Annotated in this window: 12 protein-coding genes and 1 pseudogene; all 13 read right to left on the bottom strand. The window is 40.8% G+C overall.

From position 1 onward, the window contains the following. Window positions 1–83 precede the first annotated feature (83 nt). On the bottom strand, window positions 84–3,383 hold the full coding sequence (locus T488_RS0111365) for a hypothetical protein (RefSeq protein ID WP_028520906.1): 3,300 nt from the start codon (window positions 3,381–3,383) through the stop codon (window positions 84–86). Further along, entirely contained in the window at window positions 3,383–4,930 is a 1,548-nt protein-coding gene (locus tag T488_RS0111360) for an SDR family NAD(P)-dependent oxidoreductase (protein ID WP_196243310.1), read from the bottom strand. The genes T488_RS0111365 and T488_RS0111360 overlap by 1 nt, the downstream gene beginning before the upstream one ends. Window positions 4,931–5,066: 136 nt before the next feature. Then, on the bottom strand, window positions 5,067–8,702 hold the full coding sequence (locus T488_RS0111355) for a type I polyketide synthase (protein WP_028520904.1): 3,636 nt from the start codon (window positions 8,700–8,702) through the stop codon (window positions 5,067–5,069). 62 nt (window positions 8,703–8,764) lie between these two features. Further along, a complete protein-coding gene (locus T488_RS17745; RefSeq protein ID WP_051536431.1) occupies window positions 8,765–10,261 on the bottom strand; it encodes a PfaD family polyunsaturated fatty acid/polyketide biosynthesis protein in 1,497 nt (498 codons plus the stop codon). An 83-nt stretch (window positions 10,262–10,344) separates the two neighbouring features. Next, window positions 10,345–14,112 carry a beta-ketoacyl synthase N-terminal-like domain-containing protein gene (locus T488_RS0111345; RefSeq protein WP_082320504.1) on the bottom strand — a complete coding sequence of 1,256 codons (3,768 nt, stop codon included), beginning with the start codon at window positions 14,110–14,112 and terminating at the stop codon, window positions 10,345–10,347. A 10-nt stretch (window positions 14,113–14,122) separates the two neighbouring features. Continuing rightward, window positions 14,123–18,574, bottom strand: coding sequence for an SDR family NAD(P)-dependent oxidoreductase (locus T488_RS18860; RefSeq protein ID WP_082320503.1), 4,452 nt, complete (start codon window positions 18,572–18,574; stop codon window positions 14,123–14,125). A gap of 42 nt (window positions 18,575–18,616) precedes the next feature. Continuing rightward, a pseudogene (locus T488_RS20150) lies at window positions 18,617–18,865 on the bottom strand (hypothetical protein); the annotation flags it as partial. A 421-nt stretch (window positions 18,866–19,286) separates the two neighbouring features. After that, complete coding sequence (locus T488_RS17735; RefSeq protein ID WP_037297981.1) at window positions 19,287–19,985, bottom strand: ABC transporter ATP-binding protein; 699 nt, start codon at window positions 19,983–19,985, stop codon at window positions 19,287–19,289. Continuing rightward, window positions 19,985–21,061 carry an FtsX-like permease family protein gene (locus tag T488_RS0111325; RefSeq protein WP_028520901.1) on the bottom strand — a complete coding sequence of 359 codons (1,077 nt, stop codon included), beginning with the start codon at window positions 21,059–21,061 and terminating at the stop codon, window positions 19,985–19,987. The genes T488_RS17735 and T488_RS0111325 overlap by 1 nt, the downstream gene beginning before the upstream one ends. Before the next feature lie 58 nt (window positions 21,062–21,119). After that, complete coding sequence (locus T488_RS0111320; protein ID WP_196243309.1) at window positions 21,120–21,374, bottom strand: acyl carrier protein; 255 nt, start codon at window positions 21,372–21,374, stop codon at window positions 21,120–21,122. Further along, window positions 21,367–22,908 carry an AMP-binding protein gene (locus T488_RS0111315; RefSeq protein WP_028520899.1) on the bottom strand — a complete coding sequence of 514 codons (1,542 nt, stop codon included), beginning with the start codon at window positions 22,906–22,908 and terminating at the stop codon, window positions 21,367–21,369. The genes T488_RS0111320 and T488_RS0111315 overlap by 8 nt, the downstream gene beginning before the upstream one ends. Next, entirely contained in the window at window positions 22,889–23,998 is a 1,110-nt protein-coding gene (locus T488_RS0111310; RefSeq protein ID WP_155267204.1) for a BtrH N-terminal domain-containing protein, read from the bottom strand. Before T488_RS0111310 ends, T488_RS0111315 begins: the two co-directional genes overlap by 20 nt. Further along, entirely contained in the window at window positions 23,988–25,238 is a 1,251-nt protein-coding gene (locus T488_RS0111305; RefSeq protein ID WP_028520897.1) for a hypothetical protein, read from the bottom strand. Before T488_RS0111305 ends, T488_RS0111310 begins: the two co-directional genes overlap by 11 nt. Between the last annotated feature and the right edge of the window lie 228 nt (window positions 25,239–25,466).

The raw sequence follows: 25,466 nt of genomic DNA, 5'->3' as shown, positions 1-25,466 counted from the left end.
CCTTAAACCGGTGATCCTTTGATTATGGTTATTTTTTCTGAGATCTGAAATATGTCAAAAATACTCAGTGATTCTGCCACAAATTATTCTGCTATAATTGAAGATATGTTTTTCTCCTCTATTATCAATACGCCATCACAGTATACCAATCCATCAGAATTGATAAGCAAACCATTTTCTCTTTTCTCCACCATTTTAATATCAAGCTGATATTTTATAGTGTGACGGGCTTTTTTCACTTCACCCCTGAATTTGGTCTCTATCTGCAAACCTGTTTTCATTTTGGGTATAAGTCTTTTTTCTGAATTAAACAATCCGACATACATCTGGAAGAAGGTGAACATCTGAACAAGTCCATCCAGCATTATTGTACCGGGAAGTACAGGATCATTTTTGAAATGACATTTGAATGCCCAGAAATCAGGGTCTATTTCCTTCTCTGCGATCAGGTATCCAAGACCGAATCTTCCTCCGCTTTCGCTTATTTCCAGGATCCTGTCAGCGAATCTTACTTCGGGTTTTATATTCAGTGAGAAACGGATGCTATCCGCTTTATTGCCGAAGCACCTGATAAAATCTCCCTTGTAATAGTTCTCTAATTCGGATCTTGAAAAAGTAGTTTTTGAACAGATTTTAAAATATAAATTCTCCTGACCCTTAACCTGTATCAGCTTAGGTGCCTTGACGGAATTGATTATTCCAACGCTGTTATCAAGTATATCCTGAGTGAAGAATCCGCCTGTTTCCACCGCATCGATTATGAGCTCATCCTCAAGATAAACCTTATAATCCGAAACAGTGATAACATTATAACCATTCTTTATGACTTTCTTTATACAGAACTTTAATCTGATAGTATCACCTATGACAGGCCATTTATCAGACGGATATTTTGTAATGACATCAGTAATACGGAATTTTGTTTTTCCTGAATAAATATCATCCAGACCCATGTATCCCATAAGGAAAATGCCAACATGAGCAGCTTCGCTGAACACAACAGAAGATACACAGTAATCATTCATTTTTAAAATGCAATCATCTGTAATATCAAATTCAGCTTCAACATAGCTTCCCGCATTTAATTTGCCATATTCGGCATTGATGTCGGTTATTCTCGAAACAAACATAAACGGCGGAAGCGGCATTCTTGCTCTGACAGGATATTTGTCCTCATTCCTGTATTTTTCACCAAGAACATTTGACATAGAATTATCCGTCATTTCAAGTATCTGTGAATAATTATACAGACATTCCTTTTCTGCAGGAAATACCAGAGCATCCTCAGTTGCCACATTTCTGCTCTTATGGCCACGGATATTGCGGCTTTTATTCAGGTAATAATCATACAGAGCTTCGTTACGCTTTATCTGATTTTTCAGGAGCTTATTCCAGAAATCAGTTTTCCAGTCCGAATGACTTACAGCAGTATCTGCTGCTTCTTCGGGAACAAATGTGGAATAATCTCCCGAATACCATAAAATGAGCTTTTTACTGTCAAAACTGATCCTGTTTGCCCATAAATTAGCAGCTATTGACAGGATCGAGCTGTAGGGCGTGATCTTTTCATATGGTGAAAACACGTATACATCGCAGTCCTTCAGTGATTCCTTTGCCCATTTATTGCAAAATGCACTTGAGCCGAGATCTATAAATATTCTGTTTCCTTCTTCATAGGCTTTTCTGAATATCGTAGGAAGATCGACCTGCTTAATAAGGCATCCCGAATAGTTTTCCGCGAATTCCTCTATTGAGTATCCCAGCTTATGACCTACATAGGTTCCATAGACATCAAAATCGTTGGATCTTCTTATATGCATTCCAAGAGCGGAGATCTTATCCTTCATTCTTTCAAATTCAGGGTCAAGTATAGGTGTATGCGCATATACGGGGTCTTTGAATTCCATGCTGTAGCATTTCAATTCATTTATCAGTTTCTTGCATATCTGTTCTTCGCCGCAGATAACAATATCATTCGGACTGCCGATAATAATTATAAAAATCGGTGATCCTGCAGGAAGAGAATCTATATATTCCTTCACCTTTTCATAGGGACACAGAACATACCATTTCTGAAGATCGCTTATCTCTCTTTTAAAGTACGATCGGCTCAATTCAGGCTGATTTTCTATTATATCTTCTAATAATCCGATAACATTTATCATTATATCAGGAGAACTTTTTTCAAGCTCCAGCGGAGTATCATAGGATTCAACAGAATCCAGGACCAGAGGAATGGATATTTCGCCAAGGCTTCCTCCGATAATTGAATCCAGTTTAATTCCTATGTGCAGTAAAGCCTTGATGGTCAGGAAGATGGAAACGATCTCAAAATAGTACCTGTTTATTAAATCCACCCTGCTTTTACAAGTGATCCTGTTGTTCTTTATTTCGTTTTTCAGCATGGGAAACAGACTGAAAAATCTATAGAACGGAACTTTTGAAAACATTCCGCCGGGCGGATTTATAAAGCATATTTTTCCATCACTGCCGATAGGCGACGCAAAGAAGCAGCTTCCATATACTGTATTCCATTTAAATCCCGGCTTATTCCAGTTTTCTTTCTCTTTGAGAAAAAGCTCCAGTTCACTTTTCAGCTGCTCTCTGCTTTCGACTACAAACGAAACGATCTTATAAGCTGCGGATGAGTTCATGCTTTCCTTCATACACTCGACCGACAGTTCCTTAAGAGACCGCACGGAATCAATGATCCTGCTGCATCTGTTCACAAGGTCGCTCTCATTTCTGAAAAGTAAGGGCAGAAGATATATATCAGGCAGTTTAACACTTTCTGTTTTAGAGAGTATACGTCTTATCCGGACTTTCTCAAAAAAAAATGACCGTACATATTCTGTTGTATCATTATAGGATGTATCAATGAATACATTTCCGCCCCATGGATTGTCAAAGCTTAAAGCGTGCTTAACAGCGATACAGGCTTCAATGATGCCAAGCGCCTCTTTTACTGTTTCATTTGCAGCATACAGTTCTCCGATCCTTGAACGGCTCACAGATAAGCCTTCATCAGAGACCTCTATACAGGCATAGGCTTCATCGTGTTTATTCTCACGACCAACAACTATAACAGCTGCATCACCATACTGGTTTTCACCTTCGCCTGAAAAAACAATAGCCGTCTTGCCTTCTATCATTTTTAAAGCATCATTCAGAACGGAGAAATATCTCATTCCATCAATCTTATTGCCGACTGAAACCATGGGCAGACCCTCAGCACCAGCCTGCTTTATCGCTTCTGCGATCGGGTCATGCTGCTTACTGTTAGTTCTGGTTTTATAGATCTCTTTCTCAATAAGTATATCATAAAACTGGTTTTTGTCAATAATATGGAATGTTGATATACCAAATGATGTTACAAACAACATTAAAAATCTCCTCCTAATTCGTTCTCGTCATTAATGATCAGCTGGCAATCAGACTTATTCCATTTCTTGGCGAAAGCATCAACAAAAAACATTTTGCCTTCATCCAGTTCAATAAGATTCTTTCCTCGTCTTATCATTGCATTCTTCAGAACGTGATCGACCATTCCGCCATTCCACGGGCCCCAGTTCATTGACATGACCTTACAGGCCGGAAGGGTATTATTATAATAACGAGCCAGATGATTGAGATATTCATTTCCGCATGAATAGTCAGACTGTCCGAAGTTACCGAAGAAACCTGCTATGGAAGAATACAGGAGCATATACTTCAGCCGTGAAATATCAATTAATTCCAGCATATTTCTGATTCCGGAGTATTTGACTCCAAAGACCTTGTCAAAGCCCTTTTCCTCTTTTTTATTCAATAAACAATCATGAAGAACACCTGCACCATGAACGATACCTGTAACAGGTCCCATCCTTTTTTCAGATCGTTCTATTATCTTCTTAAGATCAGACTTTTCCGTAACATCACACTGATAATAATCCACCTGACATCCATATTTCTTCAGTGTCGAAACAGTTTTTCTCAGCTGTCTCTGCGAAACGATCGCACGGGAAGCTCTGTCCGCCTCAGAGGGAGTGATACGCTTTCCCTTAGCAGCAGATTCGGCAGCGATCTTTACAGCCATTTCTTCGTGATTGATCCCCGGATACGGATCAATGAATCCATCATCTATTTTATTCATTCCAAAAATAATGAATTTTGAATGGAATCGTTTGCCCAATTCCATTATGCACTCTGATGTAACACCTTCTCCGCCGCCTGCACACAGAAAGACATCATTCTCATCAGGAAGATTTTCATCATCTATACGTTTTTCATATCTTTCATTGAGCGCAAGTATCCTTCTCTGCTTATCCTCAGCATATCCTGTTTCCACAATATCGCCGTATTCGACCTCTTTCCAGATAAGGTCGAACAGGTCGCTGTAGCTGATCTCAGGATAGACATCTATATAATGAACAGACACCCTGTCTGCCCATTCTCTTTTGGCACTTTTACAGATACCGCTTACACTTCCTGTTACATATTCAGGAGCTGTTCCATCTATGCCAAATGTTCCGCCGAGCTTTGTGACAGCAACGAAAAACGGTACTACCTTCTTTTCAAACCATGTATTGGCAGTATGCTTCGCTGCAAAGAAGACTCTTTTTACAAAATCAAGTCCCTCATCTTCATTGCAGGAGCTATCGGCAATGCTGATAACTCCCGCAAATGATTTGTCGAAAAAGCGCTTCATTTCCTCATAGTCCTCTTCAGGACCTATGGTTACAGGGATATAGCCCTTAGCCCTGACAGCGCTGATAACCGCCTCGGAACGGTCTCCTACTATTATCACAGTTCCGTGAGACGGCATACTGAACATTCTGTTCTCACCGACAGGAGCCCTCCTGAGTTCAACTTCATATCTGTTGATACCCATGCTCTCCAGAGAATAGTCTTCAACAAAACGGTTCTTCAGGCGAGGCATTTCCACCAGCATTTTCTGCAGTTTTTCCTGTTGAGCTTTATATATCCTCGTCACTTCCTCACTGCAGCTTTTCCATTTTTCAATGCACTGTTCAAGAGAAGTTTCTTTTTTATAATTTTCAGTTTCAAACATTTTCAAAACATCACCATTATTCAAGTGTCATTGCTTTTGCAGCTTCCAGATCTGCCTCAGACCATACTTCGTGATCAGGATCATCCATTATTTCCTTGATTACTTCTGCAGAATCCTCAATTGAAGTTACCGCAGCAAGAACTGCCATGTCATCCTTACCGAAAATATTGCCCAGCTCTTCGTTGATGCTTGAGAAGAGCTCAAGACGCTTGATGGAATCGATTCCCAGATCGCTCTCCAATGTCATATCGCACTCGAGCATCTCCATGGGGTAACCTGTAATATCTGAGATAGTTTTCAGCACGAGGTCGGTTATCTTTTCAAGAGAAGCCCCCTCCTTCTTCTCCTGCTTTTTGCTCTCAGCCTTCTCTTCCACAGGCTTTTCAGCAGCCTTTACAGCTGCGGGCTTTTCTACAGCAGGAGCCTTTTCCTCCTCGATCCCTATCTCATCCTCAGTGTCATCAGAAGCATAAACAGCTTCCTCTGCATAATCTTCCTTTGCCGAAACCATGTCGTTGCTGCCGAGATACGACTTTAAAACATTAACACAGTTGTCCTGGAAACAATTGATATATTCAAATAATCCGTTTCTTAATCCCTCATCGCTCAGTCTGTCATTCTTAAGCAGTTCCTTCAGCTGCTCAAACTGATTATCCTGAGCCTTTAAGTAATCACTTACTACACTTGCGTTTAACTTCTGGATCTCATACATTGCATCATACTTATTCATATCAATAACCATCCTTTTTTCATCGTTATTTTCTTCTACTTTAATATTAATATTATTTGTTTCTTCCTTCTTTTCAAAAAGATAACTCATATCAATTTTTCTGTTCTTAGCAGCTTTCATTTTTTCAAGCACATCAGGCATGATAAACTGTATGGGAGACACACTATATGTATTCTTTCCTTTTTTTACAAGAAGCTCGGGATCCGGCTTAACAGCATATTTATCAGCTTTTATGTCAAAGCCCCATACAGCCAGTGCTGTAAGAACACTTTCCATCTGAAGAACTTCATTTTCTGCTGAATCGATATTCAAAACCAGAATGTCCTTTTTATCAGAGAGGCATTTTTCTACTAATCCCTTAAGTACAGCACCCGGGCCTATTTCAACAAAGACCCTTCCTCCGTTTTCGTAGGTATTCCTGACGTTCTCAACGAATCTGACGGGATTGAAGATCTGCATTGTCAGGTTTTCCTTTATTTCGGCATCGCCACTATACACATCACCGGTATAATTTGACATCACCTGTTTTCTGAGTCTTCCCGTTGTTATTTTATCAAGGACCTCAGAAAAATTCTTTCCTGCATTCTTTAAATATGTGCTGTGGAATGCACCTGCAACCTTTAACCGCTTAGCCTTGATATTCAGCGCTTCTGCTTTTTTCGCCACAATTCCCAGAGCGCTGTCCTCTCCGGAAATAATTATCTGGCTCGGGCCGTTAATATTGGCAATATAAGCATCAGCCACATTATCAATGAGCTTTTCAGCCTGTTCCTTGTTGCACATCAGAGCCATCATTCCTGTGCCGCTGCATTCACTCAGGCATTTCTCCATGCAGCGTCCTCTTGAATATGCAAGGCTGTGAAGTGTTTTTTCATCATAGGCTCCGCTCGCATATAAAGCAGGGAGCTCACCGAAACTATGTCCGAGGATATGTTCAGCATCAAACCCTCTTGCCTTCAATACATTATAGGCACCTGCTTCGACTGCTGCCAAAGCAGACTGAGCTGTCTGAGTTTTAACTATAAGAGAGTTGAAACACTCCTGTTCTTCAGGCAGGCAGGTTTTGGAATAAATAACATCCGAAACAGGCTTTTCGCCTTTGTCAAACAAAACGTTGTCCGCTAAGGTCATGCTGTTGCGCATTTCGGGATATGCGCATGTAAGTCCTGAAAACATTCCGCAGTACTGCGCGCCCTGTCCCGGGAACATTGCAACTGCGCACTTACTATCCAGAGGCTTGCGTGCAGAATAGAAAACGTTCTTGAATTCCCATGATTCGGAATTATTGTTCTTCAGCATTTTTTCGGCAAATTCCGCCTTACTTACCGCATCACTTACATCCGCTGCAGCAAAGCCTATTCTGAAGGAGTCCGCAGATATTTTTCTATAGGTGTATTTATCGAAATACAGCGCCTCTGCGTTCTGAGTTATCTCATCCCTGAAATCACTGATAAGCTGGATCAGTTCATTTTTGCCGGAGGCTTCAAGTATTATTCCCACAGGCATTTTTGTCTTTCTGTACGGAGCACTGTGATCTGCAGAGTACTCCTTGATCGTAACATTGAAATTCGTTCCGCCGAATCCGAAGGCATTTATTGTTGCATATCTTTCAGGTCTCTTTTTGTTGACTATCCAGGGCATGGGCTTCTGGCAGACATAGAATATCGAATCCTTCAGTCCGTCATTGACCTCTCTGCATCCCACCGACGGCAGGAACTGCTTGTGATATACAGCCAAGGATGCTCTTATGAGACTGGCAATACCTGCTGCAAGTCTCATATGTCCTGTCTGTCCCTTGCAGCCGCCCATGACTACGCTGCGTTCTCCTTTGGGAACATCCTTAAACAGCTCTGACATGGATGATACTTCGCACATATCACCCACAAGAGTTCCTGTTCCATGGGCTTCTATCATTCCGATCTGCTCAGCCTTTACCTCTGCCTTGTTCATTGAGCGGGTAACTGCAAGCATCTGGCCTTCCTTGCTGGGGGAGAAAATACTCTTCTCCTTGCCGTCACTTGAACTGCCGATGCCTTCGATCAGCGCATATATTCTATCGCCATCCCTCTCAGCCGTGGACAAGCGCTTCAGAACAACTGCACCTGCGCCGTCACCTAAAAGCATTCCGTCCGCATCGGAAGAAAAAGGACTTATCCTGTCGCTCTTGGAAAGGGCAGGGGTTTTACAGAATGATACAAATGTCGTATTGGAAAGGTCAAGCGAAATACCTCCCGCCAGCATTATATCACAGTCACCCATCATCAGCTCCTGACACGCGAACTTAACTGCGCCCAGACTGCTTGCACATGCAGCATCCACATTACAGGTAGTGCCCTTCAGGTTGAAGCGATTTGCTATTCTTCCCGCAACAACATTGGCAAGGTATCCGGGATTACTTGATTCATCCCACTCTATGATACCCTCCTTGTAGTTTTTGATAGCTGCCTCTATTATTTCTTCCGGGACATTCATATTCCTGAAAAATTCCGAAATAAGTCCCGCATTTACTCTCGCATTGAGCTGATACGAATTCTTACCTACAGATGCAGAAATAATTACACCTGCTCTGTTATTGTCAAACTTCCTGGCATTTTTTCCATATAATCCTGCGTCGATAAGAGCTTGTCTTGCCAGAATGAGTCCATAGAGCTGCTCCACGCAAATTGACTGCATTACCTTAGGAGGGATTCCGAATTCCATGGGATTAAACTCGACCGGATCAACTATACCGGCCATTTTGGAATACGTCTTATCAGGAGCTGACGGGTCAGAATCATAAAAATCCTTGATGCTCCAGAATTCCTCAGGAACCTCCCTTATAAAGCATTTTGCATTCAGCGAATTGTTCCAGAATTCCTCAGGTGTCTGTGAGCCCGGGAACAATGTACCCATTCCGACAATTGCTATTGGTTCATTCTTCATATAATTCTCCATTCATGTAATGAATTTATAATAAAACAAATACTAATAATAGATTCTGCGTATCAAACAGTATATCTGCAATCAAGCTTCATGCCGTTCATCTTCATAAAATTGATATTGAAGCAATAGGCGGCACCCTTCATTATAAAATCTGCAATATCGGCAACTTTTCTGTTTTCGACCTTTTCCAGCTTGGTTCCCTTTACGCAATTATTGAAAGCTCCCATGCTTTGTCCGCACCATATCTGCATATCCATCAAGCGGCTTTTATCGCCCGTGATAGCCCATCTTGAAGAATTACCAAGATACCATCTGAATATAAGCGCCATTTTCTGCTTTTCATTTTTTTCTGCTCTCACGACAACTGATGGATCTCTCTTTGCAAAGAACTCCTTGGTACTATTCCACACATCATCCACTGAGGAATGGAACATTCTCTTTTCGATGCTCTCGAGCTGTTTTTCGGGTATTTCCGAAATACTGTTATAGCTGCAATACATATTGTACAGCCTCTGTGCATTCATGGGATACATCGTTCCCTTTTTTATGACCTGAACACATGTGCCCATCTCAAACATATCTGCACACGGCGCCATGACAACATCCTGCATCTCTGTTTCTGACAGCATTTTTTTGACATAATCAGATGTGCCTGCTTCCAGACAGCTCTGATTTACCGAGCCTGTGACTACATATGCAGCTCCCATGGAAAATGCCGCCAATGCAGACTCAGGAGTGCTTATTCCGCCTCCTGCACCTATCCTTATTTTTGGGCTATAATGCTTTTCTTTCTGTATTCGCTTTGCCAGAGCTATAATATCAGGCAGCAGGGATACCAGCGGTCTGTTATCTGTATGTCCGCCCGAATCAGCTTCAACGGTAATATCATCAGCCATAGGGATGCTCTGTGAAAGGCTTGCCTGTTCTTCAGTTATCAGTCCGCTTCCCAGGAGTTCCTTTACGATCCTCACGGGCGGCGGGCTCATAAACTTCTGAGCGACTTCATTACGGGAGATCTTGGCGATTATGTGATTTTCACAGATAACACTATTGCCCTTGCCTTTTTTCAGACCTGCAAGTCTGTAATACACAAGTGCAGATGTCATCTCAATAAATGCAGACGCCTCTATGGCATGGATATTCTTTTTCAGGAACAGCTTAACGGTGTTCAATTCATGGTCAGACATTCCCGGCGAAGACAGGAAATTTACGAGATAGCCCTTGTCGACCTCCGCCTGTATTTTGTCGATCCAGCCTTCAACAACATCGAGGGATATTCCTCCTGTTCCCAAAGAACCCATAAAGCCTCTTTTTGCAAGTTCTATGACCATCTCGGGAGAAGAGATACCATTTGCCATCGCGCCGCCATAATAAGCATACTTTGTGCCGTAGGTCTCCATAAACGACTTATCACCGAGATCAGCTGCTTTCAGAGGCTCAAAACAGCACTTGAGTTCGGCATTGCTTTTTTCACTGTTGCCTGTGACTTCCGCATCCACAGATGCTTTTATCCCATCACCTGATTCTGTGATGTAAATCGTTTTTTCAGTTGATTCCATCACGTTTTGCAGCTGTAAAGGTTCGATATAACTATGCACTTTTAAATATTGCTTTCTCACTATCTATCACTGCCTTTCCACTCTTATTGTTTCTTAAAGACCATAGAAACATTATCTTCTCTTATAATATTGACATCATTCAAGAATACATTGACCTGAGCAAGAACAGCATACGGCACACCTTCACCATATATCTTTTTAATATCAATTCTGTATTTGATCCTTGATTCAGTGCATTTTACCTGACCTCTGAAGGCTACATCCACAGTCACGCCTGTCATTACCGTGGGCTTATTCTCGATGTTTGCATCATAGAAGCCGTAATATACCGACCAGAACGTAAACAACTGGTTTGCACCATTAAGCACCAATGTACCAGGCATAACAGGATCATTCTTGAAATGCGCCTTGAATACCCAATGTGACTCATCAACATCCTTGAAGCCCTCAATATATCCAAGTCCGAATTTTCCTCCGCTGGTGTTTATATCAGTCACTTCATCAAGCATCCAGACTTCCCTCTTAACTCCGCGCTGAGGCTGATAAGCTCCGAACGAATCATCATTGAAGCATTTCCTCATGTCACCCATAAGATAGTATTCAATATGCTCCTTATCGTAATGCTTGGCAGCTCTCTTTACGGGAACTTCATACCCTTTATCAGCCGTCAATACATTGACCTTGAGCCTTGGATTTATAATGCCCTTGTTGTTGCAGAGATCCTCTTCTGTAAAATAACCGCCTATAGCAATGGTCTCAAGTATTTTTTCATCACCGCAGTAGCAAGAATAAGTACAATTTGCAAAAACGGTGTCACCGCGTCGGGTAAACTTATCAATTGAATAGACCAGCCTGAGGGTCTCGCCTTTTTTCAATTCTCTTTCGCTTGCAAAGGTTATCTTACTGTCTACAACTCTGAATCTTAATGCCTTATCCTTGACAATATCCACTCCGATATATGAGCCGAGGAATATACCGACCTGTGAAGCCTCAGTATAGACCACATTGGAGATCGTATTGTCTCCCTGAAGGTATACGCAGTCATCATCAATATCATATTCCATCTCAAGTGAAGACGGGACTACCTTGCCATATTCCGCATTCAGCTTAGTGATCCTTGTTACAAACATATAAGGAGGCAGAGGCATTCTTGAACGCACACTGTGCTTATCAGTCTGAATATAGTTATCACCAAGGATCTTAGACATACTGCCGCCTGTCATTTCGATAAGCTGCTGTCTGTTCCATATGCAGGGCTTTTCTTTTTTTATTGTTTTGCCGCTGAAGATCTGAGCAAGCCTGTCGTCATTTTTTCTCAGCACTTCCATAAAAGCCTCATAGGGACCGACTAATTCGACCGCATATTTATTCTTTGACGGTTCGAAATAATCAACATCACTGATTATTCTCTTTTCAGGGCCGACCTTATGCTTATACTCCTGACAAGCTTCTCTTTCAGAGAATTTGAAAAGATTTGTGGGAATACTCTTTATGAATGACTTCTTATTTTCATTGCCGCTGCCTGTGCTGTTTGCCTTTTCGTTCAGAAGCTTTTCACGCTCAGCAGCTGTTTGAGTGGAATAATACTTGTCCATCGCCTTGAAAATATAATCCGCATATGCCTCGAGGCTGACAGAGTAACCCGAAAAATTTCTCACTCTTTCTATTGAATCAGTATCGCAGGCATCAATATCATCGAGCATACAATACTTCATGCTGTCTGATCCGTTTTCTTCTCTTTTGAGAACAATTACCGCCGCACCTTCGCCAATGCCGTATTTTTCAGCTTTAGGAAGGTCTCCGTTCATTTTCAGCGCGTACAGGAATTCAGTTTCAGCGATCAATTCAACGGTTCCTATTATGACATATTTGACCTTGCAGAACTTGAACAGCATTCTGGCTATGGAAAGAGAATACTTGAACGCCCTCTCCTGTTCTGTCAATACAAACGAAGGACCTTTGATCTTCCACAAATGCGAGATCCTGCTTCCTCTGATACTCGGAATAACTCCCGTAATGCTTTCGCCGCTCTCAAGAGTTTTTTCCTCATTTCTCATTTTTGAAAGGATAAGCTCCTGCTCCTCCGATGTCAGCGCAGTCGATTTACTCATACTTTCGAGGATCTGCTCTTTCATTTCCTCACACACATGGAAATTCAAAACAGAGAAGTCCTGACCTGTATTAATGATAACTGCGGTATTATCCCTGTCCTCAGCAGAGAGGTCTGCTTCCTTAAGTGCTGATTCCGAAGCATTAATGAGCAGCATATCTCTCTTGCAGAATGACATATCAAATCTAACGGGGAATTTATACTTCATAAAGTCAAAATCCACATTATGAATATATGCGCCCTTTGGGAAATCACTGATTCCAAGGACATCCTTTATCCTTTGATTTTCATCATCATTCTTATAGCGTTTACGGAAATCTCTGTTGGTAATGCTCTCGCCCTTTTTATAGAGCTTAAAGAGTTCTTCTTTGGTTTTTATTTCGCCAAGCTGCAGCGACATACCGATCACAGAGATATTGCACTCTTCATCATCAGGGATATGATCGTCCTTATCCTGAGCGCGGTATTCCTTTAAAACCAAATGAGCATTTATGCCGCCGAATCCGAAGGCATTTATGGCAGCTTTTTTCTCGCGCTTTTTCACAGGCCATTTGAGATTTTCTGTTACGACCTCATCGCATATAGGATGCTTAACGCGGACTGTTTTAGGTATGATCCCGTTTTTCATAGAAAGAATGACCTTAACGATCGAGCCCATTGCGGAGGCTGTCAGGAAATGTCCTGTGCTGCCTTTTAAAGTACCTATCAGCGGAGTCCTGCCCCTCTGGTGAAAATACTTTACAATTGAGTTGTACTCCTCAATATCTCCTGCAGCTGTTCCTGTGGAATGGCACTCAATATAGTCAATATCATCACTTACACCACCTGTGTACGCATCTGAGAAGCTGTTTATCTGTCCTGAACTGCAGGGAGAAAGAATGCTTTTTTCTCCTCCGTCATTCGACCATCCGATGCTGTCAATAACGGCTAATATATTATCATTCGCCTTTACTGCATCATTCAGTCTTTTAAGGACAACTGCTCCTGCACCTGAGCTGATCACAAGTCCCTGGCTCTCCTTATTAAGCGGATTACACTGCCCCTGCTCTGTATGTATTCCCAGAAGGTCAAAAATACTGCAAACATCAGTTTTAGACTCATTGACACAGTTCGAGCAGACTATCATCATGTCCTGTTTTCCCGATTCCAATGCCATACAGCCAAGCTTAATGGCATATAACGGTGTAGCACAAGCCGCACTCATTGAAACAGCGTCACAGCCCAGGCCAAACATCTCGGAAATAGTTTTGGCATTATCAGTATCAATATAACACTTATCAGCCTTGACTCTTTTATTGAAAAACTTGTTTTCAAATTTAAAGCACTGGTCCTTTAAAAAGAAATTGACATTTTCTTCGAGCTTGATCTTTATAACAGGGTCAAACATCGTCTCATATTCAGGAACGAACATTCCCAGAGTACCAAGGACCATGCCTGTTTTCCTGAGCATCTCCTTATTGTTCAGATAGCCGCTCTCTTTCAGTGCCTCCTGTACAACAAAGGCGCACCATTTATAGACCTCACCTTTTTCGTTTAACAGCTGCATATTCTCCGCAGAGAACTTGTCCTTAAAGAAGCCGTCTGCCTCACTTGACAGCAATCGTCCTCTTTCAATTATCCTGCCATCATATTCTTCGGTTGTTAAGAGGGATTCTCCGTTAATAAGCTTAGACCATAGTTTATCTTTTGAAGTATATCCCGGTAACAGACATTCCATACCGATTATTGCGATTTTTTCCATTAATAGCTCCTTAAAAATACATCTTGTCAAATACAACTATCTGGGATTGTGAATACTGCTGATCGTATAAAAATTGTTCCATAAATATTTCAACGCCTCTATCGACAGGAAGAATGGATATATTTCTGGCTTTGAATGCCTCCTTCAGCGAATCATTTATCATTCCGTGATCCCATGGTCCCCAGTTAATTGCTGAAACCACACATTTCGGGTGCTTTCTCTTTATCATAAATGCCATTTTGTTCATTATCTCATTAGCCAGAGCATAATTTGACTGTCCCTTATTTCCGAAGAAAGCAGCAACAGAGCTGAACATTATGAGGTATTTAAGATTGCTCAGATCTATATTTTTCAGGCATGAATCCAGACCGAAGATCTTGGTCTTAACTACTATATCAAAATCTCTTTCCGTCATATCGGAAATAAGCTTATCCGCCAATACACCTGCACCATGAATGAAGCCTGTGATCTTTCCGAACTTGCTCTCTGCATCGGAAATGATCCTGCCCACCTGCTCATCATTGTTAATGTCGCAGGAATAGTATAATACCGATGCCCCTGATGCTTTAAGCTCTCTCAGGGTTCTGCGGATAGTTGTCTGTGAATATATCCTGTTCACCATAACGGACAGCTCTGCAGGCTTCATCATTTTCTTCTCAACGCTCATTTTACTGATAAGCATATCCTGTATCTCACGCTTTGTATCTGCTTCTGCATAAGCATCTACATTATCCGAAAGCTCTGTTCTGCCGAGCAGCACAAACCTGCATTTATACTTCTTAGCCATTGATAAAATACACTTGGCGGTAATACCCTTACCTCCTCCTGTAACAAGGATCACATCATCCTTTTTCGGCTCACAGCTGCCATAAAATACAGTGTCATGTTCCTTTAAGCTTATATATCTTTTGGTTCCGTCGGAATCTATTCCCAACTCGGGATAGTTTTTCTGAGCAGCATTCAATTCTCCCATCAACAGGTCTGACATTTCGCTTTCACTGATCTCAGGATGAACATCAATTCCCTTAACAATGGTATCCTCATACCACTCATAGAACAGTGACTTTGAAAGGCCCATAAGTCCGCCTAAAGCAGTTTGCTGGCCTTTTCCGTCAAAGCCCAGTTTTCCGTCCATTCTTACCACATTGAAGAAGAATCTTCTCTGCCCTGCAGCCAGCTCATTACACGGCATCGTTCTGAAGAATTTTGCAAAGAAAAATACTGTTTTTACAATATCTATGCTTGCTCTCAGATCATTGTTTTTCCCCGCATCCGAGATGAACATAAAGCCTGTTATATCCATGCTCTTTTTACGACTGATCTCCTGGTATATTGATTCGATCCTTTCAATATCACAGGGTCTGACAGAACAGATACTGTCATCATCTCCCAATAATATCCTATATGGCTCAAAGCCGTTTTCTTTGAGTTTACGGCAGACATCCTCGCCCACCTTCGCACTCTCAACTAATACCAGGACCGCACCTTTTTTTATTTTCAGATCACTTTTCTCATATTCGGCAGCCTTTAATTCTACCTGAAGTCTTCTCATGTCAGAATTATGGAGCGGAACGATCTGAGATACGGTATTATCGTTCTTTTTTTGCTTATTCATCAACGAAATAAAAGCATCAGCCGAACTGTTTAATATTTCCTTCAGCTCTTTTATCATATCAGGCAGCTCGGGGTGCATATCGCCGCTGCTGACATAATCGACCAGCATATTAAACGCGTTGCTCTGCTGCTTGAGATAGTTCTTTACCCCTATGGAATTGATCTCAGTCTGTGAACGCAGCTTTTTGAGATCAACAGCTTTCTTAACAGGAACTGGCTTTTTTGCGGGTGCAGCCTTTATTGCTTTTTTCCTTTCAGGTGCTGCCGCCTTAGTGATTTTGACAGTGTCTCTATTGTTGTTTTCGACAGCTTCTGCGGCAGTTTTCACAGCAACTGAAGGAACTTCCTTTACAGCAGTTGTCTCCTCTGAGAGAGCTGTTTTTTTCTCGATTTTTGCATCATCATTGAAAGAGGGCTTCAATATTTCTTCAATGATCCTCTCTTTTCTCTCACTCCTGTAAATTCTCGGATTGATGTCTATTACGTGCTTTTTCACTGATTTGCGATCAAATCTGCTGACATCAGAATACAAGTCCTTATCCAGTGCTGCACCTGACATTCTCAGCTGAAGAACCGCATCTTCCAGAGCATAAAGATCATTCTTCGGCTCAGAATCAAACAATCTGATAATGTTTGCCTTTTCAGCCTTATCCGATACGGCAAAGCCGCTTCCGATCACTAAAACTGTATTGACCTTTTCATCAAGTGCCTTATCGATACACTTTTCGATTTTTCCGCCCTTAAGGATCTGCTTTTGCTTATGATACAAGCAATATTCATTCTTATCCGGATCATTCTTTTTCTTGGATTCCTTATAGCAAAAAGCTTCCTTTTCTATTCCGCATATGTACTTTGCATTTTTAAGATATGTATTCCTGCAAATTACAGTATCTGCTTTCAAGCCTCTGTTTTTCAGTATTTTATACACACCATTGAGCAGGGCTGAAGAAACCGTATCTGATAATTCCGCACCATCGCTGCAATTGCCAAACGGATACAGTAACTCTGATGCTTTACTTTCACCGCGGTGTGCACACGCATCATCCACCTTCTTCAATGAATTACGCAGCTCAGGGAAGTTCATTGAAATATCCTTCAGATTTCCGACCTTCGCCTTAATGCCTTCATCGATCAGAACAGCGATCTTTTTATTGCGCTTTCCGCTTTTTATGTAATAATAATCATTGATCTTTCTGAGTTTATTATTGAAATCCAGATCATCTATTATTTCAGAAACAGCTTCCAGCTTAGCAATTGCGTCTGATTTATCATAAGCCACAAAGCCTACACAAAGCTCATCAGACGGCATATCGGTCTTTCCGTATAACTGCTCAACTGAAGCTTTTGGATCGCTCAGAAGCTCATCACGCATATCATTTATCTTTTGTCTCAGTGCTTCCTTTGACTCTGCATTGATAACAACGCTTGCAGGAATACTGTTTATACGGTACTTTCCGCGCTTTTCGCTGTCCTTTCCATATTCTTCAAGTACAACATGATAATTTGTACCGCCGAAGCCAAAAGCACTTACTCCGACACAGCGTACAGGATTTTCTTTTGAGATGATCCAGGGACGTGACTCCTGCAGCACATTTATTATTGAGCCGTTCAATAATTCCGTGGGCTCATCTACATTGATCGTCGCAGGCATTACCTTGTGATGAAGCGCCAGCAGAACCTTTATCATGCTTGCAGCACCTGCTGCCAACCTCGTGTGACCTATCTGGCTCTTGACACTTCCGATACCAACCTTATGTGAAACGCCGTTCTTTTTTATGAACCTGTCCAAAGCCTCTATCTCATAATTGTCACCGACTCTCGTACCTGTTCCATGGGCTTCAAACAGGGTGACATCAGCCACATTGACACCTGCATTCTCGTATGCATTCTCCAGGGTTCTTATCTGACCTTCAACATTGGGAGAAAAGATACCCTTGGATTTACCGTCTCCGCCTGCTCCGACGCCTTTTATAACGCCATATATTCTGTCGCCGTCCTTTTCAGCTGTACTTAAACGCTTCAGGACCATCATTCCAACGCCGTCACCCAGCAACATTCCATCCGATTTTTTATCAAAGGGTCTGATATTTCCGCTTGGTGAAATTGCAGGTGTTTTACAGAAGGAAACAAATGAAAACTCGGAACAATCAAGATTCACTCCGCCTGTGAGCATAATATCACAGTTCCCCGACTGGAGTTCACTGACTGCACATTTTACAGCTGCCAAGCTGCTTGCACAGGCTGCATCAACTGAAAAATTCACACCATACAGGTCAAATCTGCTTGCTATTCTGCCTGCAACAACATTTGCAAGATAACCCGGATTAGACTGATCGGTCCATTCCAGCTCAGTGTCACTCATTTTTTTGATTATCAGATCAGCAAGCTTTTCAGATACACCGCTGTTCATCAGTATTCTTTTATACTTTGGCATCTGAAGCCTCGAATATAAGGAAAAAGCATTCTTTCCGATGCTCGAAGCAACAATAACACCTGCTCTTCTGTGATCAAAATCCTTTGCGTTTTCACCATAAAGCCCCGCATCCTGCAGTGCCTGCTTTGCCACAACAAGTGCAAATATCTGATCCACAGAAATTGACTCAAGATCTACAGGAGTAATTCCGAATTCAAGAGCATCAAATCCGATATTGCCTACGACTCCCGCAGTTTTACTATAAGATTTATCAGGAGCAGATTTATCAGGATCATAATAATCCTCTTTCAGCCAGTATTGGTCAGGCAATTCTCTTAATGAATTACGCGACGCAAGAATATTGCTCCAATACTCACACAAGTTCATTGAATCTGGGAAAATCGCACCCATTCCTACTACAGCAATTGGTTCCATACTTCTTTCAAATCCTCCTACGGTATATTATATAGTGTCTACTCAACAACCAACCATTTCGAAAAGGCACTTATTTTCAATATCAAAAACAAAAAATGACAGGATAAATTTGATAAAGCGCAAAAGCATCGCCGCAAGGCGGTCGATGTTCATTGCAATTATGCTGAGAACTATCGATGCTTTTGTTGTATCTTCTCTTTTCGTGAGCAGCAGACCAAGACCGAATTTGCGCTTTGCGAGACTAAACTTTCGCTCCACTTCTATTCGGTCGGTGTTATCCTGATAGTGCTTGAGGAGAGACTATATATCATTATCAAAACGTTGTACTGTTTATCTTCAAAGACTAATATTATTGAATATTAAATTGTTCCTTAAACCTCTCAAAAAACTAATAGACCCTATACACCTTCTATCCGAAATCGATACATCAAGATCATCGCCCTGAGAGCTTATGCCGAGTTCAGCAAACGAGCTTCAGCTCCAAACTCGCCAATACAGATAATCAGACACCTATTCAGGTGCCTGGATAACAAGTCTCTCCTTGCAGATGTTATGAATAGATCACGCTATGTGAACCACCGCACCAAAGTTTTTGTGCCAAGGTGATGTGCCTCGCCACTTTTTTATGGATAGGTACAACACTGAGCTTCCAATGGCCGGGTTTCAGACCCTGCAAGCATATTTCAATGTTTTTTCTCATTGAATAAATGCTTCACTTTTTACGCTTTTTTCTGCTCTGAAGCGGTTCCTTCGTATCATTATCAGGATTTTGTTCCATGATCTTACCGTCATCGATCACAAATACATGATCGTTTTCATTTATTAGCGATGTATCATGTGTTGCGATGATAACGATCTTATCCTTGGAGTTCTTCCTCAGAATATTAAATACATTTTTAGCATTTTCCTTATCAAGCGATGCAGTCGGTTCATCAGCAAAAATGACAGAGGGCTCCTTTACCAATGCCCTTGCTATTGCAACTCTCTGCTTTTCTCCGCCTGACAACTGATATATCTTCTTTTTGGCAAGATCCTGGATTTTCAGCTTTTTAAGCAGCTCCTCCGCCTTGCTTTTCAGATCCATATCTTTTCTTGCCATACATATATTTTCGGTTACATTCAGATAAGGGATCAGGAAAGAATGCTGAAAAATGAATCCAAAGTTTTCATATCTTATCTTCTCGGTTCCCGTTGTATCAGAGATCAATATATCATTAAACTTTATTACTCCGCTCGTAGCCTTTCTCAATCCCGAAAGCAGATACAGGAGCGAGCTTTTTCCCGATCCTGAAGGACCGATAAGTACATTCACCGCACCCGGCTTAAATGTGACATTAAGCTCGTTAAGGATGGTCAGATCGTTTCTTCCGTCTTTATATTTAAGAACGATTTCTTCAGCCGTTAATTCCATTAATTTCTCCTTTCGATAATACTAATAAGATCAGTCTTACATATTTTTCTGGTAGTAGGAATAAGTGTAAATAATACAGAACAGATCAAAGGTACAAACGAATATTTCAGAGCCACGATATTGAATATATTCATTGTCTGTCCGGTATTTCTGTAGACGTTGATGTATACAAGCCAGATGCCGAGAAGGGCTAATCCGTAACCTATTGCCCATCCGACAATCGAAATGATCAGTATTTCCTTTATGATAAGAGCAATTATGCTTTTCTTTTTATAGCCGATCGTATTGAGTATCGCAAACTCATCATATCTCGAAGCATACTGTGAAAATACCAATGCAGCTATCGCAATGGAAATAGAGATTGTCAACATGATGATACTTATAGCAAGTATCAGATTAAGATCACTGAAGCTATTATCAAGATCCTGATTTGCATCATCAATTGTATAGACCTTCCAATCATCAGCGGACAGTTCCTTAAGTCTGCTTCTCACGTCATTGTCTGCAAAAACTATGTATGTCCTTGGCTGCTTGAACTCCTCTTCAGCGGCTGTACTGTCCATATATCCGAGTCCAAAGACCGGCTTGCCTGAAAATGCGCCTGTGATCTTATAAGAATTCAGCTCATCACCCAGCTTAAGCTTCTTATTCTTAAGAATGTTTTCATGGACAATGATCTCGTTTTTGCCCTTTTCGGGTAATACGCCCTCAGTAAGCTGAACAGCGCACTTGTCCATTATAACTCCTATATCTGTTTTATCCTCAAAATTCATGATCATGCTGCTTGATGAGACTGTTATGAGCTTAAAGTCAAAAACAGACACTTTCATTGGAATACAATCCGATAATGCTGCCTTTTCGGATAATTCACTCTCAGCATCAGGCTTATCATCATTCAGCAGCCTGACCGCAGTAAAGTTCTCATAGGGATAGACCATCAGCGGCTTACAAGTATCCGAAATAGATAAAATGATGGTTGAGACAAACACAACACCAAGTACACATACTACTATCGCAAACAGCAAAAGAAGTCCTTTTCCTTTATTTTTTATATAGTATAAAAGTGGGTTAAGCATATTCTACTCCTAATCATATATTGAATTATAGGTTTATTGCAAACAAAACTGTAAGTTATTAATATCTTTCAAGCATGTTTTTTACAAATTCAACAAGATCTCCGACAGTTTCAGCATCTTTCGGAATGTCGATCTCGCTTTCTGCTTTAAACTCTTCTTCAAACTCATACGCAAGAGAAACAAGATCAAATGATGTTATTCCCAGATCATTTCCAAGTGTCATTGAAACATCGATGTCTTTTTCTTCAACATCCGTATATTCTGATATATGCCGTATTACAATTTGCTGAACATTTCTTGTTTTCTCATTCATTTTCTTCAATAAGCCTTCCTCTTTCAGTTACATAATTATATCGCAGTATTTTACCCACCTTATTGCGGATAAAGGGCTCCTTCACGCACCTTATCACTGCAATATTCTTATATTTCGGCTGTTCATTATTGATCTTCCTCTTTATATTTTCAACGGCTTCTTCCTGCTGCTTTCCGGACAGCTCCTCATAAAACCGTTCATTCATCACCACATCACATCCGAGCATTTCCGATTGGTGTGATGCATGGATATAAACCAGGGCTTCAATGACATATTCCGATTTTTCCGCTTCTTTTTCCAGCTCCTCAGGAACGACGTTATTTCCGCTTTCAAGCACAAGAACGTTCTTTTTTCTGCCTGATATGAACAGCTTTCCGTTCTCATCCAGATAACCTATATCTCCTGTATGATACCAGCCATCAGGAGAATTATAATTTGCAAGCTCAGTTTTGTTCCAGTAGCCTTTGAATACGCCCTGTCCCTTAACAAGTATCTCGTTATCCTCCGAGATCGACACAGTACAATACTCACTGTCAGGGATACCGACACTTCCGTCTATTTCCTGAGTCGGAAGTGAGCAGGATATTACAGGCGAACACTCAGTGATGCCATAGCCGTAATGAACATTTATGCCAATTGAATCATACCACTTAAGCACATCAACGGGACAAAATGCTCCGCCGCAAACAATGCTCTTCAGTTTAGCGCCCAATAATAAGACAGGATTTCCCTTTAAACCTCCGGCGATGAGCTTCCTGAAGCTCTTTAAGACCTCAGGCACAGCGATCAGTACTTTCGGCTGAAAGAGCCTGAAGCATTTAAGCAGCTCTGCTTCCTTGGAAGCAAAGCAATTAGCTACTCCGAAAGCAAGAGGTGTCAGGAATCCTGTTACAAGCTGAAACATATGAAACGCAGGAAGCACCGAAACGATATGATCTTCAGTTGAAAAATTATCCAGTCCTACTATTTTCATACTGTAAAAAATATTTGAGAGGATATTCTCATGTGAAAGAGCAACCGCCTTAGGATCGCCTTCTGTTCCTGATGTAAAAATGATGATCGCAGTACTGTCGGGGGTAATTTCTTTTTCCATGTCATTCTCTGCTGAATGCTCGTGCGCCGATCCGTTTAAGCATATTTTTTCTGCTGAATCGGCCAGAGCATTGTCATCGTTCAAATCGGACAGATAGTAATGAATATCCGCATTTACTATGCTTTTCCTTATAATATCATCCGATTGCTGTATATCTAATGAAACAACTATATTCTCTGAAAAAATGATTTGAAAGAAGGACAGCATGAAGGAATAGTCAAATTTGCCGCACAGCGCTATATTATTGCCTTTTCCTATAGTTGAAACGATCTCTGCAGCTCCTCTTACAACTTCGCCATAAAACTCGTTATAAGAGATCTGTCTTACTCCATCGTCCTCTTTGATCAAAGCGACCGGAGAATCGCCATACAGCTCAACAGCCTTTTTCAGAAAGCTTACAAGATTAATATAGTTGCAGTTTTTATACACATTTAATGCCATACGCTTCTCCTAATGCTTCGTATATTTCTTTTTCTTTTATATATATATCCTGGTATATTTCTATTAAGGAGGCGAATCCGTTCTCAAAATCCGTTTTATTTCTCGCAAGCTTTCCCATGAAAGCCAGCATTTCCTGCCATCTTTTTGCGGAAGCTGCCATCTCATTCCCCGCTGAGAGCAGAGCTTCGTTATCAGTCTTTCTGCCAAAGCTGTTCAGTGCATTTGCAAATTCAATACGATAGGCAGTCTTGCTTCCATTGAGCAGAGTATTTCGCAGCAGCAAAACCGATAACACAAGAAATTTCCTGTATTCTTCATTATTTTTCAGTTTCTCATAATAAACCTTCAGATCATCTGCGAAGCACTTCATTGCGCGGATTCCTGACATCACTTCAGACGAATCCATTGTTCCGATCACGCTGCTTTTACATTCGCCGCTCAGCATATTGGTAACTATTTTTTTGATGGATTCATTGATTATATCGTCAGTATTCTCATCACAAGCACCGTCAAAGCCTTCATCAACGTAACAGCATCTGTATTCCGGAGAATTGGGCAAACATATCGTATTGCGGTATTTGTTGAAACGATCCAACGGAAAATCAATAAGCAGATTTTCGGAATTTGTCGCCCATGACCAGAAAAGATGCACATTATCCTCATCATATCCGTACATCACAGGAATAGACAAAAACCTTATTTTTATGTGTTCATTCAAGGCTGCCTCATTATTTCTCAGAATTCTTTCATCAAGCTTGAAAATAATAGGCCTGTCATCATCAATGATCTCCTTTATGCGTCTCCAGCTTTCAGGGCTTTCATCCATTTTATCCGTGTGATATGGAATTTTAAGCGAATCAAATATTGAGTATTCTATATCGTCATCGGAAACTGTCACTAAAGGAAGACCATATATACCTTCATTTTTCAGATTTATCTTTGCATACTTGAAAGTAAAAGCACGGCCTAATAAGAATATTTCAAAAACATTCAGGTCATACTTATAATAATCAAGCAAAGCCTTCATAGAATTATATCTGCAATCAACCAGCACCGACTTACAATCTTTTACTTTCCAATCAAGTATCACAGCTAATCGTCCTTCTTTTTAAACATTTATTTGCAACATTTTTTATCAGTTTATAAATCCTCTTTATCAGGAAGATCACAAAAAGCATCAGAGTAAATCTGCTTACTATATATTTCAAAACAGAATAAATACTTATCGATTTAAAAATATCTGCGCCATTGTTTACAAGATGTCTTATATCACCATAAAAGCACACAAACGCATACTTAAGCGTTGACGCAAAAAAGAGACCGTAATATACTGCATAGCAGCATGAAAACAGAATAAAACAGCCAAAAATCAACTTCTTAGTTCCACCGAGACGGCTTACCTCCGATTGTTTTGCTGTTTTCTTAATTCTATACTTAATGTGGTCAGCAACGGCTTTACGCATATTTGTCACGCCCAGATAATCGCACACTACCCAATATCCGTCCAGTTTAAAAAAAGGGACCAGATTTGAAAAAAATGTTGCTGCTGATATAAGGAGCGCATATTTTATTATCAGGCTCTTAACAAATATATTGATAAAATTCAATACGGCGATTATCATTGCCTGAAAATACAGTCCGCCAAGATCAACCATTATTCGCTGCTGGCGCTTTAACTGCCACGCCGCAGTTACATCCGAAAAGAATACCGGCATAAAAAGATATACTGCCGCACCTATTCGTTTCGGCTCACCTCCATAGCGCATCAAAGCCGCGGAATGGCCCAGCTCATGAAAAACTCCTATACAAAAAGCTAAACATACACATAGAATCAGTCTATCCAAACGCAGAGAAAAAAGCAGTTTCCCCATGTTGACCGGAGGGTTGTTAACTAACAAGAAAACCACTGAGGCTACACCAAGTATAGCCATTATTATAAAGAAAACCAGATTATATGCATGTGACAGAAATCTTAGTTTTTTTATCATATTCGGACTGAGCAGAGTTATCCTGCCCCAGATATTTCTTTGTCCTAAATTTTTTGACATCTGCGGGATGTCCTCTGTTCCTTCGATCAAGCGGTTATCTTTAAGGAACAGTTCTATTTTTTCTACACCGGCTTCTGTAATTGAGCCATTATTACTCACGTTCAGCTCATCAACTATGGTCTCTCTGTTTTTACCCAGACCAAGCCCCTGAATCACCTCATATACATTGCTCGATACCTTCCACTGACGATCGTGGTAAACGATAAGGTATTCGTCATTGCTGACTCCGCTGAACTCACTTATCAAAACGTTTTCTTTAAGCTTATATACACTGTTATCCATTATAATTCCTTCTGATTCACAAAAACTGTACCGGCCAGACCGGTATCAGTGTCATGTCATCAAAGTTCAAATAAAACTCTTATCCATATAATATATTTTAATACTATTTATTGCAGTATACCCTTGTACTAAAATTGTTTTGGTTATTGTTTAGACTTCCTTCATCAATTGCACTTCAGACGATATAAATAAAACTGCTTTATAACAAACTACTTATTATTTTGGGTT

Origin of the sequence: Ruminococcus flavefaciens ND2009 (assembly GCF_000621785.1) — a bacterium.
In the GTDB taxonomy this organism is placed as follows: Bacteria; Bacillota; Clostridia; order Oscillospirales; family Ruminococcaceae; genus Ruminococcus; species Ruminococcus flavefaciens_C.
This window is presented reverse-complemented; position numbering and strand designations above follow the sequence as displayed.